The 13,799-nt window shown below is 68.8% G+C and carries 11 protein-coding genes; 7 read left to right on the top strand and 4 right to left on the bottom strand.

Annotation, left to right across the window (positions count from 1 at the left end; genetic code table 11):
* Positions 1 to 62 precede the first annotated feature (62 nt).
* The 3 genes from O0J73_RS17980 to O0J73_RS17970 all read right to left on the bottom strand — a co-directional run bounded on the left by O0J73_RS17980 (position 63) and on the right by O0J73_RS17970 (position 3,397).
* Positions 63 to 1,313, bottom strand: a complete 1,251-nt coding sequence (locus tag O0J73_RS17980) for an ectonucleotide pyrophosphatase/phosphodiesterase (RefSeq protein WP_308309292.1) — start codon at positions 1,311 to 1,313, stop codon at positions 63 to 65.
* 117 nt (positions 1,314 to 1,430) lie between these two features.
* Complete coding sequence (locus O0J73_RS17975; protein WP_006426103.1) at positions 1,431 to 1,922, bottom strand: methylated-DNA--[protein]-cysteine S-methyltransferase; 492 nt, start codon at positions 1,920 to 1,922, stop codon at positions 1,431 to 1,433.
* Positions 1,919 to 3,397: a DNA-3-methyladenine glycosylase 2 gene (locus O0J73_RS17970; RefSeq protein ID WP_197563128.1), complete on the bottom strand. Its 1,479-nt coding sequence runs from the start codon at positions 3,395 to 3,397 to the stop codon at positions 1,919 to 1,921. The genes O0J73_RS17975 and O0J73_RS17970 overlap by 4 nt, the downstream gene beginning before the upstream one ends.
* A 418-nt stretch (positions 3,398 to 3,815) precedes the next feature.
* Here O0J73_RS17970 and O0J73_RS17965 point away from each other — a divergent pair, with 418 nt between their 5' ends.
* The 4 genes from O0J73_RS17965 (at position 3,816) to ubiM (ending at position 7,243) form a co-directional block, all read left to right on the top strand.
* A complete protein-coding gene (locus O0J73_RS17965) occupies positions 3,816 to 4,979 on the top strand; it encodes a hypothetical protein (protein ID WP_197563126.1) in 1,164 nt (387 codons plus the stop codon).
* 58 nt (positions 4,980 to 5,037) lie between these two features.
* Positions 5,038 to 5,583, top strand: coding sequence for a DUF4019 domain-containing protein (locus O0J73_RS17960; protein WP_164087909.1), 546 nt, complete (start codon positions 5,038 to 5,040; stop codon positions 5,581 to 5,583).
* Between the two features lie 11 nt (positions 5,584 to 5,594).
* Complete coding sequence (locus O0J73_RS17955) at positions 5,595 to 5,984, top strand: MAPEG family protein (protein ID WP_308309290.1); 390 nt, start codon at positions 5,595 to 5,597, stop codon at positions 5,982 to 5,984.
* An 80-nt stretch (positions 5,985 to 6,064) separates the two neighbouring features.
* The gene (gene ubiM / locus O0J73_RS17950; RefSeq protein WP_006426188.1) at positions 6,065 to 7,243 is read left to right on the top strand and encodes a 5-demethoxyubiquinol-8 5-hydroxylase UbiM; all 1,179 of its coding nucleotides are present in this window, start codon (positions 6,065 to 6,067) and stop codon (positions 7,241 to 7,243) included.
* A gap of 11 nt (positions 7,244 to 7,254) precedes the next feature.
* Here the strand turns inward: ubiM and O0J73_RS17945 are convergent, their stop codons facing one another.
* Positions 7,255 to 7,476, bottom strand: a complete 222-nt coding sequence (locus tag O0J73_RS17945) for an RNA-binding S4 domain-containing protein (protein ID WP_006426190.1) — start codon at positions 7,474 to 7,476, stop codon at positions 7,255 to 7,257.
* 268 nt (positions 7,477 to 7,744) lie between these two features.
* On the opposite strand from O0J73_RS17945, the gene O0J73_RS17940 reads away from it, so the two are divergent.
* The 3 genes from O0J73_RS17940 to O0J73_RS17930 all read left to right on the top strand — a co-directional run.
* Positions 7,745 to 9,691, top strand: coding sequence for a DEAD/DEAH box helicase (locus O0J73_RS17940; protein ID WP_308309289.1), 1,947 nt, complete (start codon positions 7,745 to 7,747; stop codon positions 9,689 to 9,691).
* Positions 9,692 to 9,918: 227 nt separating this feature from the next.
* Positions 9,919 to 12,339, top strand: a complete 2,421-nt coding sequence (locus O0J73_RS17935; RefSeq protein WP_308309288.1) for an EAL domain-containing protein — start codon at positions 9,919 to 9,921, stop codon at positions 12,337 to 12,339.
* A gap of 109 nt (positions 12,340 to 12,448) precedes the next feature.
* On the top strand, positions 12,449 to 13,799 hold a 1,351-nt coding region (locus O0J73_RS17930), incomplete at its 3' end, for a diguanylate cyclase (RefSeq protein ID WP_308309287.1).

The raw sequence follows: 13,799 nt of genomic DNA, 5'->3' as shown, positions 1-13,799 counted from the left end.
GGGCCCGGGTTTTTTTAACCCCTGTCCCCCGCGCCGGGGGGGGGCCCGGCTCTACGGCGGCGTCAGCGCAGGGTCTGTTTCAGCGTTTCCGGGTTGCCGTCGTTCGGCGCGGCCGGCACCTGCAGCAGATGTGCCAGCAGCGGGTAGACATCGACGTTGTCGAAGCCATCGATCACCAGGCCCTGGCGGAATGACGGGCCGCTGGCGACGAACACCGCACGCATGGACGGCAGGGCGTTGTCGTAGCCATGCGAACCGCGATCCTGCTTGGTGCGCTTGGCGATCCGGTCCCGATGCAGTGCTTCCCAGCCTTCGTCCATGGCGCAGACGATCGGCGGCACCCGCGGGTGCGTACCGTAGTGCCAGCGCGGCGGCAGGTTTTCCTTCTTCCAGCATTGGTAGTGCGCGTGGCGGCCGAGCAGGGCGCGTTCGGCGTCGGCTTCGCGACCGGCGACCGGTGCGAAGCCCACCGACTGGCCCTGGCTGACGTTGCGCGCGATGGCCGGATCGGCCATCGATTCGGTGGCGATCACGTGGCCGTCGGCGACGCTGGCCATGCCATGGTCGGACACCACGATCACGTTGGTTGTCGACGCCAGCCCGCGCTGCTGCAGTCCATCCAGCACCTGGCCGACGATCTGGTCGGCGCGCACGATGGCGTCGGCATACTGCTTGGAGTCCGGGCCGTAGTGGTGGCCGGCCTTGTCCACGTGCTCCATGTACAGCGTGGTCAGGCGCGGCGCATCGGCGTCGGTCTGCGCCAGCCAGTCAAGCACGATGCCGGCACGCTGTTCCAGCGGTTCCTGGCCGTCGTAGATGCGCCACTGGCTCGGGCGCACCCCGCGGATTTCCGACTCGCTGCCCGGCCACGAGGTGGTGGCTGAACGCACGCCGGCGTTCTCGGCGCCGACCCAGATCGGCTCGCCGCCCCACCACGCGCTGGTAGTGACCGCCTCGCGGTTGCTCAGTTCGAAACGGCCCAGTGCCTCGTCGTCCATGCTGTTGTTGACGATGCCGTGGTGGTCCGGGCGCAGGCCGGTGACGATGGTGTAGTGGTTGGGGAAGGTGAGCGACGGATAGGACGGGGTCATCCAGCGTGCACGCACGCCGCCGTCGATCAGCCGCTGCAGGTTCGGGGTCAGGCCGCGATCAAGCGCGTCGGCGCGCAGGCCGTCGATGGAGATCAGCAGCAGCTTCGGCGGCGCAGCCGCAGCGACGGGCGTGGGAACGGAGGCGGAAGGGGCGGGCGCGGTGGTGCAGGCGGCCAGGGGCAGCAGCAGCGCCAGCGCGCAGGTCAGGCGTACGGAAGTCATCCACGCATGATAAGCCGCCGCAATGACCAAGCCGAGACACGTTGCACCCACCGCCACCCGTGGTCCCATCCGGGGTCAGATCCCTTTTCCTTTGGAAAAGGGATCTGACCCCGGAGTTCAGGCGAACAGCGGCGCCTGGCGTTGTTCCAGTCGCAGCAGTGCGGCCTTGGTTTCCAGGCCGCCGCCGAACCCGGTCAGTGCGCCGTTGCTGCCGATCACGCGATGGCAGGGCAGAATGATCGGCAACGGGTTGCGGCCGTTGGCGGCGCCCACCGCGCGCGTTGCGCTGGGCTGTCCCAGGTGCTGCGCCAGCTGCAGGTAACTCCAGGTCTGCCCGAACGGGATCAGCGCCAGCGCCTGCCACACGCGCAGCTGGAACGGCGTGCCGCGCGGTGCCAGTTCCAGATCGAAGCTGCTGCGTTCGCCGTGCAGGAACTGCAGCAGCTGCTCGCGGGCTTCCGGCAGCGCATCCGGCGCGTAGTGCCAGTCGTCGCGGCCACGCGCCGGATGGCGGTTTTCCGGGAACAGCACATGCGCAAGTCCGCGCTCGTCACCGGCGATGGTCAGCACGCCGATCGGGCTGTCGAAACGGTCGAACAACAGGGTCATGTCGGTTCTCCAACGAAAGTGCCGGACAGGTGCCACAGGTGCAGCACGGCATACGCGCGCCACGGCCGCCAGGGTTGCGAGCGTGCTTCGGTCGCACGCTCGCTCAGGCGCTGGCCCTGCGCATGGCCGAGGACCTGCTGCAGCACCAGGTCGCCGGCGGGGAAGGCATCAGGCTGGCCGAGACCCCGCAGGGCGATGTACTGCGCGGTCCACGGGCCGATGCCAGGCAATGCCACGCAGCGGGTGACGAACTCTTCCAGCGCCTGGCCAGGCCCAAAATCGAGCTGGCCGCTGGCGCAGGCGGCTGCCAGCGCGCGCACCGTGGCGGCACGGCTGCGCGGCAGGCCGATCGATTCCAGCGGTGCCTCGGCCAGTACCTCGGGTGCGGGGAACTGGCGATCGAAGTCTGACGGCATGCCCGGCAGGTGCGCGCCGAAGGCATCCACCAGCCGCCGCGCGAACGTGGTGGCCGCAGCGACGCTGACCTGCTGGCCGAGCACCGCGCGCACGCCCACTTCGAATCCATCCCAGCCGCCCGGAACACGCAGCCCGGGGCGTTCGGCGATGCCGCGCGCCAGCAGCGGTTCTTCGCCCAGTGCGGCGTGCACCTGCTGCAGGTCGGCATCCAGGTCGAACACGCGGCGCACGCGGCGCACGATATCCGGAATCAGGCGCGGATCGACGGCGCTCAGCTGCAGGTGCAGTTCCGGCCGTTTCGGATCGGCGGTGACGCGCAGCAGGGTGGGCCGCTCAGGCGTGCCCAGCACGCGCTGGTAGCTGTCTTCGCCGATCAGTTCGATGCCGGGCAGGCTGCGCTTGCGCAGGAAGGCCAGCATGCGTGGGAAGTCCAGCGGTGGCCGGTAGGCAAGGCGCAGCACCAGTCCTCCCTCATCGGCGGCGAGGGGTTGGTGCTGGCGGCGCAGCGCGGTGGGGGCCATGCCGCAGCCCTGCAGGAACGCGGTATTGAAGCGGCGCAGGCTGTTGTAGCCGGCGGCCAGCGCGACGTCGGTCACCGGCAGCGTGGTTTCGGTCAACAGCTGCTTGGCCAGCAGCAGGCGATGGGTGGCATGGATCTGTCCGGGTGTCGCGCCCAGGTGTTCGACGAAAAGGCGTTGCAGCTGGCGTGCACTGAGTCCGATCTTCTCTGCGAGGTCTGCCACCGGTTGTTCCTGCAGGAAGCCCCCCTGGATCAGGGCCAGGGCGCGCTGCACGGTCTGCCCGGCGAGTGCCTGCTGCGCCTGGGGGGCCAGTTCCGGACGGCAGCGCAGGCACGGCCGGTAGCCGGCCGCAGCGGCTGCAGCGGCGGTCGGGTAATAGGTGATGTTGCGCGGCTTCGGTGGTGGCGCCGGGCACACCGGGCGGCAGTAGATGCCGGTGCTGCGCACGGCGGTGAAGAACACGCCGTCGAAGCGTGCGTCGCGGGCCAGGCGGGCGCGGTCGCAGGCGGCGGTGTCGAGGGCGAGGGTGGTGTCCATGACGCCAGTCTAGGCGGGTGCGGGCGGGGATACTCGCCGGATTCGGACATGGATGCTGGAGAGGGTTCTGGCAGGGCCGCGCCCTGCACCCGCAGAATCAACGGCAACGGCTGAAGCAACGGCAAAAGCTGGTTTCCTGCGGGATGGCGGGGTGGATCCGGTTGAGGGGGACGCCGTAAACCCATCCATGGGGGCTTGGTCGCGGCATCCATGCCGCTCACACCCCCTCAACCGGACCCACCCCGCCTTCGACAGGTTTCTGCGATCTGCCGGAACGGTGTTTTGCGCTGCTGTTGGTGGGTGTCGACCTTGGTCGACACGCTTTCCCAAGGGTCAGAAGGGGTTCAGTGCCGCGCGCTGAATGCGCGCGCTGGAAAGGTAGACTGTGGCCCTTGCTTCCCTGAAGACCGGTTGCCCGATGTCCGCCAAACTCCGCTGGTTGCCCCTGTTGTGCCTGGCCCTGGCGGGCTGCAGCAAGCTGGAGAATCCGGGCAATGTGACCGCCGCTGACAAGGCGGCGCGCGCGCCGGCCAGCGATGGCGAGAACATGGTGTCGATCAATGCGGCCGACGCGCCGCTGCCGCCGCCAGCGCCGCGCAGCCGGGCCGATCGGCCGTGGCCACAGGCGCAGCTGGAGAACGGTCGCGCGTGGGTCAGCTGCAGCACCGAGTACGCCGGCGAGGCCGGCGATGGCGCCGAGCTGGAAGGCCTGCAGCGCGATCAGATCAGCCAGGCGCTGGCGCCGTGTACCGAGCGTGGCCTGATGCGCGTGCGCTATTCCGGAAAGATCAATCCGGGCTTCGCCGAGATGATGTGGCGGCTGGCCGTGGTTGCCGATGAGCAGAAGATCCACAAGCGCATCCTCGATCTGGATTCCAGCGGCGGCCAGGTGGAATCGGCGATCGTGGCCGGCGACAGCATCGGTGAATCGGGCTGGACGATCTGGGTGCGCGAAGGCTCGATCTGCCACAGCGCCTGCGTGTTCGTGCTGGCTGCCGGCGACAACCGCCTGCTGTCAGGCAAGGTCGGCATCCACCGCATGATGCGCATCAGTTCCAAGGCCACCTCGCGCGCCGAACTCAACCGCGAACTGCACGAGGTCTACGACAACGTGAAGGACTACCTGCAGCGCAACGGCGTGGCGGTAGGCGTGGCCGATCTGATGATGACCGTGCCCAACCGCAGCCTGCGCCTGCTGACCCCCGACGAGCTGCGCCAGTACGGCCTGGATGGCACCAACGCGGTTCAGGACGACCTGGAGCGGATCAAGCAGATGCGGGCCTGCGGTGATGATTTCGTACAGCGCAAGGATGCGTTCCTGATCGCTTTCGACCAGCAGTGCAAGCGCGAAGGCGCTGACATGGAATCGATCAACAGCTGTGGCCAGGCACTGAAGCAGCGCTTCGGTTTCCCCGATGCGGTGTGTCCCGAAGAGAGCCCGTTGTCGGAGATCGATGTGGCTACGCTGCCGCCGGCACCGTCCGAGCCGCCGCCGGTGGCCGAGCAGTTGCCGACGGACGCCGGAAAGCCTGCCGCGCAGGCCGACGCTGCGGTGGTCGAGGGCAGCGCCCACGCGCGCTGACGAACAGCTCACTGTGCTGGCGTAGACTGCGGTTCTTTCCCGGTAACCGGCGGTGTCCATGAAGCGCGTGCTCCTGCTGCTGTCCCTGATGCCCTTCACTGCGTTGGCGCAGGTGCCTGCGCCGGCCACGCCCGCTCCTGCACCCGCGCGCCCGGCGCCGGCATCGCCAGCGGCCGCGAAGCCGGCCACGGCCGGTGCCCCGGCGTTGACCGCCGCGCAGCAGGCGCAGGTGCAGAAGCAGGACGCGGAAATGGGCGCGGCCGCAGTGAAGGCGGCGCAGCTGGTCGATGCCAATCGTGCCGGCGAATTGTGGGAAGGCGCCTCCGCCGTCGCGCGACGTGCGGTGCCCAAGGCGGCCTTCGTCAGCCAACTGACCACCGAGCGCACGCGGTTGGGCGCGATGGCCGGCCGCGGCCAGCCGACCATCACCCGGGTCAAGTACGGCGCCGGTGCCGCCGTGCCCGAAGGCCTGTACATCAACGTCAGCTTCCCGACCCGCTTCGCCAACAGCGCGCAGCCGGTACGCGAACTGGTGTCGTTCCGTTTCGACGAGGACCAGGTGTGGCGCCTGGCCGGTTACAGCCTGCGTGCATCGGCACCCTGAGGAGCGCAATGATGGCAACTGAACTGACGATGCTGGCCTGGTCGGTGCTGCTGGGCTTTGTCTACATCTTCGCCACCTCCACGGTGGTCACCTGCGAGCGTGGCCTGAAGTGGAATGCCTCGGCGCGTGATGGCGAGGCCCGGCCGCTCAGCGCGCTGGCCGGCCGCCTGCAGCGGGCCCAGGCCAACTTCCTGGAGACCTTCCCGTTCTTCGCCGTCGCCGCGATCGCGGTGGTGCTGGCCGGGCGCGGCAACGACACCACCGCATTGGCCGCACAGGCGTACTTCTGGGCGCGGGTGGTCTATCTGCCGCTGTATGCCGCCGGCGTGCCCTATGTGCGCAGCCTGGTCTGGGCGGTATCGCTGCTGGCCATCCTGGCGCTGGTGTTCGCGTTGTTGTGAGCCGGGCCTGATCCAGATCAAGGCCGGTCAGCTGCGTGGCGCTATGCTGGCGAGGACTGGATCAACGGCAGGAGGCGCGCATGCGCAGGATGGACGTGGTGGTGGTCGGCGCGGGCCCGGCGGGCCTGTGCTTCGCACGCGCGCTGGCCGGTAGTGGCCTGCAGGTCGGGCTGGTGGACGTGCAGCCGCGCCAGGTACTGGCCGAGGCGGCCTTTGATGGTCGCGAGATCGCGCTGACCCATGCCTCGCGGCAGAGCCTGGAGCAGCTGGGGCTGTGGCAGCGCCTGGCGCAGGCCGAAGTGGCCGAGCTGCGCGATGCAAGGGTGATGAACGGCGGCTCGCCGTTCGCGCTGACCTTCGCCAGCAGCCAGGTCGACGGCCAGCCGCTGGGCTGGCTGGTGCCCAACCATCTGATCCGCCGCGCCGCATGGGATGCCGTGCAGGGCCAGGACGGACTGGAGCTGTTCGATGGCCGCAAGGTGCTCGGCGTGCAGGCCGATGCGCAGGGCCACGTGGTTACGCTGGACGATGGCAGCAAGCTGCATGCGCGGCTGCTGGTGGCCGCCGACAGCCGCTTTTCGGCAACCCGTCGCATGTTCGGCATCGGCGCGCAGATGCGCGACTTCGGCAAGTCGATGCTGGTCTGCCGCATGCAGGTCGAGCGCGATCATCACCACACTGCGTGGGAGTGGTTCGGCTATGGCCGCACCATGGCGTTGCTGCCGCTCAACGAGGGCCAGGCATCGGCGGTGATCACGCTGCCGCCGCGGCAGATCGAGGAACTGCTGGCGATGGACGAGGTGGCGTTCGGTGAGGCCATCAGTGCCTGCTTCGAGCACCGCCTGGGCCGGATGCAGCCGGTGGCCATGCCGCAGGCGTATCCGCTGGTAGGGGTGTACGCGCACCGGTTCGTGGGCGAGCGCTCGGCGCTGGTCGGCGATGCGGCGGTGGGCATGCACCCGGTCACCGCGCATGGCTTCAACCTGGGCCTGGCCAGCGCACAGCGGCTGGCGCAGGGCATCGTCGCGCAGCAGCGGCGTGGTGCCGACATTGCGGCCGACGGAATGCTGGCCCGCTACCAGCGTGGCCATCGACTGGCGTCGCGGCCGCTGTACGAGGCCACCAATGCGATCGCCAGCCTGTACACCGACGATCGCCGTCCGGCGCGGCTGTTGCGTGCGGCCGGCCTGCGCGTGGCGCAGGGCGTGGCGCCGTTCAGGCAATTGATCGCCTCGCACCTGACCCAGCGCGTGGCCTGAACGGGTTCAGATCAACCGGCAGCCAGCACGCGGATCTGGCTGTCGGCGAATTCGACCACCTGGCCCGCGCGGATCTTGCAGGCCTTGCGCAGTTCAACCTCGCCGTCGACCAGCACCTGGCCTTCGCTGATGACCATCTTGGCCTCGCCGCCGCTGGTGACCAGGTCGGCCAGCTTGAGCAGCTGCTTCAGTTCGACGTAGTCGCCGTCGAGGTCGAATTCGAGAATCTGCATGGAGCGGAGTTCCTGGGAAGAGGGCGCAGGCCAGCGGCCAGGCCGGGGGAAAAGGGCGCGTATTGTGCGCCAGCACCGGGCATGACGGCACGCGTCTGGAAAACTGTACGCCTCGTTCAGGATCAATGCGGTATCATCCCGCTCTGAGCGAGTGAAATCTCCTCCGACCGAGCAGCGCCAGGGCACGCGATAAGAAGGGCGCCCAAAGCGCGGACCATCCCTTTTTTATCGCACTGCCAGAACGACGGCAGTGCCTTCGGAGTTCCCCATGTCCCAAGATTCCCAAGCGCCGCTGCAGTTTGCGCAGCTCGGCCTGTCCGAGCCCGTGATGCAGGCGGTCACCGCCATCGGCTACGAAACCCCGTCGCCGATCCAGGCCGCCACCATCCCGGCGATGCTGGAAGGCCGCGACGTGCTGGGCCAGGCCCAGACCGGCACCGGCAAGACCGCAGCGTTCGCACTGCCGGTACTGTCCAACATCGACCTGCAGCAGATCAAGCCCCAGGCCCTGATCCTGGCACCGACCCGCGAACTGGCCATCCAGGTCGCCGAGGCGTTCCAGTCGTATTCGTCGAAGATCCCGGGCTTCCGCGTGCTGCCGGTGTACGGCGGCCAGCCCTATGGCCAGCAGCTGTCGGCGCTGCGCCGTGGCGTGCACATCGTGGTCGGTACCCCCGGCCGCGTGATCGATCACCTGGACCGCAGCACCCTGGACCTGTCCGAGCTGAAGACCCTGGTGCTGGACGAAGCCGATGAAATGCTGCGCATGGGCTTCATCGATGACGTCGAAGCCGTGCTGAAGAAGCTGCCGGAGCAGCGCCAGGTGGCCCTGTTCTCGGCCACCATGCCGCCGCAGATCCGCCGCATCGCCCAGACCTACCTGCAGGACCCGGTGGAAGTGACCATCGCGGCCAAGACCACCACCTCGGCCAACATCCGCCAGCGCTACTGGTGGGTGAGCGGCATGCACAAGCTGGACGCGCTGACCCGCATCCTGGAAGTCGAGCCGTTCGACGCGATGATCATCTTCGCCCGCACCAAGGCCGGCACCGAAGAACTGGCCAGCAAGCTGCAGGCCCGTGGCCTGGCCGCTGCCGCGATCAACGGTGACATGCAGCAGGCCCAGCGTGAGCGCACCATCGCCATGCTGAAGGAAGGCAAGCTGGACATCCTGGTCGCCACCGACGTGGCTGCCCGTGGCCTGGACGTGGAACGCATCAGCCACGTGCTGAACTACGACATCCCGTACGACACCGAAAGCTACGTGCACCGCATCGGCCGTACCGGCCGTGCCGGCCGCAGCGGTGAGGCGATCCTGTTCGCCACCCCGCGCGAGAAGGGCATGCTGCGCCAGATCGAGCGCGCCACCCGCCAGCCGATCGAAGAGATGCAGCTGCCGAGCGTGGAAGCGGTCAACGACACCCGCATCAACAAGTTCACCTCGCGCATCAGCGAGACCCTCGGCGCCGGCGGCCTGGACTTCTACCGCCAGCTGCTGGAGCGCTTCGAGAGCGAGCAGAACGTGCCGGCCATCGAAGTGGCCGCCGCGTTGGCCAAGATGCTGCAGGGTGACACCCCGTTCCTGCTGCAGCCGCCGGTGCGTGCGCCGCGCGAAGAGCGTGCGCCGCGCGAGCGCTTCGACCGTGGCGACCGCCCGGAGCGTGGTGATCGCTTCGACCGCAACGATCGCGGCCCGCGCTTCGAGCGTGGCCCGCGCCGTGAAGACGGCGAGGGTGGTTTCGAGCAGCGCCCGCGCCGCGAGGTTCCGCCGCGTGGCGCGCCGGAGCAGGGCATGGAGACCTACCGTATTTCGGTCGGCCACCAGCACGGGGTGAAGCCGGCCAACATCGTCGGCGCCATCGCCAACGAAGCCGGTCTGGAAAGCCGCTTCATCGGCCGCATCGACATCCACGACGATTTCTCGCTGCTGGACCTGCCGGCACAGATGCCGCCGGACGTGCTGTCGCACCTGCAGAAGGTGTGGGTGTCGGGCCAGCAGCTGCAGATGCGCGCGCTGGCGCCGGGTGAAGACACCAACCCGGCCCCGCGTCCGTTCAAGCCGCGCTTCGACAAGCGTGGTCCGGGCGGCCCGGGTGGCCCGCGTCGTGGCGGCCCGGGTGGTCCGGGTGGCCACGGTGGCGACCGCGGCGGTGACCGCGACAGCCGCCCGCCGCGTCGTGACGGCTTCAAGCCGCGCGGCCCGCGCAGCTACTGAGCCGCACAGCAGCCCTGACAGCGCCAGCCTTCGGGCTGGCGTTGCCCGTTCCGGGCCTGCAAAAAGGGGACGGAGGGGATTAAGTCGTAAATGGCAGGCCAGGTGCTTATGCCATAAACGACTTAATCCCCTCCGTCCCCTTTTTCGCATGGTCAACACATTCCCGGTCCTAGGCTGGGGCGGTTCCAAGGGAGGTTGTCACCGCAGCACATTCGGGGGGATCCGGGATGGGTAGGAGTGGCACGGACCAACAGAGCCGACGGGTTCCAATGACCCGTGGCCTGGGACTGCGATTTGCGTTGCTGACGGGCATGGCGATTGGACTGGTCGCACTGTCCGCGCTGATCCAGGAACTGCAGGCGGCCTCCACCGCCTGGATTGCCGGCCAGGGCTACTGGTCGCGCGGTCAGCAGGATGCAACCGCCGCGCTCAGTCGTTACCTGGCGCGGGGCGATGCCCAGGACCTGGACGACGCGCGCCAGGCCCTGCAGGTGCCGTTGGGCGATCTGCAGGCGCGGCTGGCGCTGGAACAGGCCGAGCCGGATGAAGCCAAGGCCAGGCAGGGGTTCCTGCAGGGCGGCAATGCGCGCGCCGATATTCCGCGCCTGGTGTTCTCGTTCCGCTATGCACGCGATATCGGTGCCTTCCGCGAAGCAACCGCGCTGTGGCGGAAGACCGACGGCGACCTGATGGCGGTGCAGCGCCTGGTCGATGAATTGCAGCTGCGGCACGACAGTGGCCCGCTGCCGATCGCCGCGCGTGACCGCTACCTGCAGCAACTGGGTGACCTTGATCGGCGGATGCAGGTGCAGAGCCAGGCGTTCTCGCAGGCGCTGTTGCGGATGGCGACGCTGGTGAGGCTGGCCACGTTGATGGTTGCGGGCCTGTCGGTGCTGGCGATCAGCCTGATGGCCGTGGCGCTGGCGCGTCGCGTCGGCAAGGACCTGACCGAGCACGAGAGCCGTTTCCGCGCGGCGTTCTACCAGGCCAACGTGGGCATGCTCAAGCTCGACACCGATGGCAAGGTGATCGAGGCCAACCAGGCCATGGCGGATATTCTCGATTATCGTCGCGATGTGCTGCTGCAGATGTCACTGCACGATCTGCTGATGGACGGCGAACTGGTCATCGACGGTGTCGGCCGCATCGACTGGGACCGGCAGCTGCGGCCAAGCGAACTGCGCTTCCGGCGGCGCGACGGCAGCCTGGTCTGGGGGCGCTGGAGTGGTACCGGCGTGCACAGCAGCGGGGGGCTGTCGGTGTTCGCGATCATCGAGGATGTCAGCCAGAACCATGCGCTGGCACGTGAGATCGAGCATCACGCCAGCCACGATCCGCTGACCGGGCTGATCAACCGCCGCGAGATCGAACGGCTGCTGGAACGCGCGCTGCTGCAGGTGCGCAGCGACGGCGGCACGCATTCGCTGTGCTACATCAACCTGGATCATTTCAAGCTGGTCAACGACAGCTTCGGCCATGCCGCCGGCGATCAGATGCTACGCAGTTTCGCCGATTACCTGGTGGCAGCCGTGCGCGATGGCGACTGGGTCGGCCGGCTCGGCGCCGATGAGTTCGCCGTGTTCCTCGCCCATGCCGGCCAGGACGAAGCCAAGCGGGTGCTGCAGCGGGTGATCCGCAACCTGGGCCAGGCTACCTTCCCGATCAGCGAGGGCAGCCCGCAGCTGAGCTGCAGCATCGGCGTGGTCGAGGTCAGTGCCGATGCGCCCGACGTGAACTGGCTGATGAGTGCCGCCGACAGCGCCTGCTACGCAGCCAAGCAGGCGGGCCGCAACCGCGTGCACTGCTTCAACGAGAACCGCATGGCGCTGGAAGAACGGCGGCTGGAGGCTGAACGCCTGCAGGGCGTCAGCCTGGCGATGGCCGAGAACCGCATGCTGCTGTATGCGCAGCGCATCGCCCGGGTGGGAGATCCGTCCTACCTGCACTACGAGGTACTGGTGCGCATGCGCGGCACCGACGGCAGCCTGCATCTGCCCGGCCAGTTCATGCCGGCGGTAGAACGCTACGGCATGGCCGTGGCGCTGGATCGCCACGTGCTCGGGTTGCTGTTCCGGCACCTGCAGGTCTGCCCGGCGCATGTGCGCCAGCTGGGCCTGTGCAACGTCAACGTTTCGGCGCAGTCGATCGCCGAGCCAGGGTTCCTGGCGTTCGTCTGCGACCTGCTCGAGCGCAACCGCGCACTGGCGTCCAAGCTGTGCTTCGAGATCACCGAGACCGCTGCGATCAGCAACCTCAGCCAGGCGCGCGCTTTCATCGATGCGGTGAAGGCGCGGGGCTGCCGGATGGCGCTGGACGACTTCGGGTCCGGACTGTCCTCGTTCGGCTACCTGCGCCAGCTCCCGGCCGACATCCTGAAGATCGACGGTGCATTCGTGCGCGACATGGACACCGACCCGGTCAGCCATGCCACCGTGCGGGCGATCAGCGAGCTGGGGCGCGAGCTGCAGATGGAAGTGGTGGCCGAGTGGGTGGAGACCGCCGAGGTGGCCGGCGCGCTGACCAGGCTGGGGGTACAGGGCCAGCAGGGCTATGCGATCGAACGGCCGCAGCCGCTGGAACGGATGACCCTGACCGACCTGAAGCCCTTCCGGCTGGTGGCGGTGAACGGGCCGCAGGGCGCGGGCTGAACGGACCGCGGCGACTTTGGTCTACACATGCGCGGCGCGCCCGGCTGCGATAATGCGCGCCAGGGGCGACGTGCAGTGGGCGCGGACGTAAGCAGGAACAGGACGTGGCGTGGGCAGCAGGCAGTGGCGGTATGGAACAGGAGTGGTGCTGGCCGTCCTGCTGATGTGGTGGGCGATACCGTGGCCGCTTCAGGCTGCCGAGGCCGTATCGGGCCGCGATTACCTGCTGGTCGGGGGCGCCACCGACGCGCCGACCCCACATCGCGCGTGCACGCCGCAGATGCTGACCGGCGCCCGCCAGCAGGTGGAAGTGCCCGCGCCGCCCGGGGGCTGGTCGGGCGAGCCACAGGCGCTGGACGTGTTCAACGTCTTCGCCGGCGAGGTCCGGGTCCAGCACGGTGACCGCGAAATCTGCGGCAACATGCACGATGCCCGCACCCGCGATTCGCGCTTCCGCGCAGGCATCGGCCTGGTCGCGGTGCCACCGGTCGGCAGCCACGCGCCGTTCCTGGTCTCCTGGCAGACGCCGCTGAAGGCGCGCTGGGTGCCGACCCTGCGGCTGGGCGCGCCCAGCCCGGTGCAGCAGAACGACACCGCCCGCCTGCTGGTGCGCGCCGCCTGCATCGCGGTGGCCATCGCCTTGGCGCTGTCGGCGTTGATGGCCTTCCTGACCACGCGCGACCGCAGTTTCCTGGTCTACATCGCCGGCACCACCGTGCTGGTGCTGTGGCAGGCGATCCTCGGTGGCCTCAGCGGCTATCCGGAGCCCTGGCTGCCGGTGGGCGAGCGCGGGGCCTGGTGGTTGCTTTCGCTGACCGCGGCCACCCAGGCACTGGTGCTGCCGGCGCTGTGGCGGCTGAACGGCGGCGACCGCGCGCTGCCCCGTTCGCGGCCGCTGCAGGCGATCGTGCTGTGGGGGCTGCTGGCATTGGCCGTGCTGGTGCCGTGGCTGCGCTGGGGCCAGCTGGCCTGGGTCGCACAGGGCCTGCAGGTGACCTATCTGCTGGGGTGTGGCCTGGCGTTGCTGGCCGGCGTCTGGGCGCGCTGGCGCGGCGACCGCTCGGCGCAGGCCGGGCTGGCCGCGCTGGCGCCGATGCTGGTACTGATCATCGCCGACGCCAGTGCAGCCGAATGGTTGCTGGAGTACCGGGTGGAGGCGCTGCAGCTGGCGGTGACCTGGCTGCTGATGATGGCCGCCTACGCCATGAACCAACGGCTCGGGCGGCTGCGCCAGCAGCGCGATGAACTGCGTCAGCTGGCCGAGACCGATGGCCTGACCGGCCTGCCCAACCGGCGCGCAGGGCTGCAGCAGCTGGCCCGCCACCTGGCACAGGTTGACCGTGAGCGCGGCCCGCTGGTGATCGGCTTCCTCGACATCGACCTGTTCAAGGACATCAACGATCGCCACGGCCATGCGGTGGGCGACCAGGTGCTGGTGGCGGTCGCGCGCGCCCTGCGCG

It is taken from the genome of Stenotrophomonas sp. Sm6012, from assembly GCF_030985895.1.
GTDB classification, from domain to species: Bacteria; Pseudomonadota; Gammaproteobacteria; order Xanthomonadales; family Xanthomonadaceae; genus Stenotrophomonas; species Stenotrophomonas forensis.
Note: the sequence above shows the minus strand (reverse complement) of the source record. Positions and strands in the feature narration are given on the sequence as shown.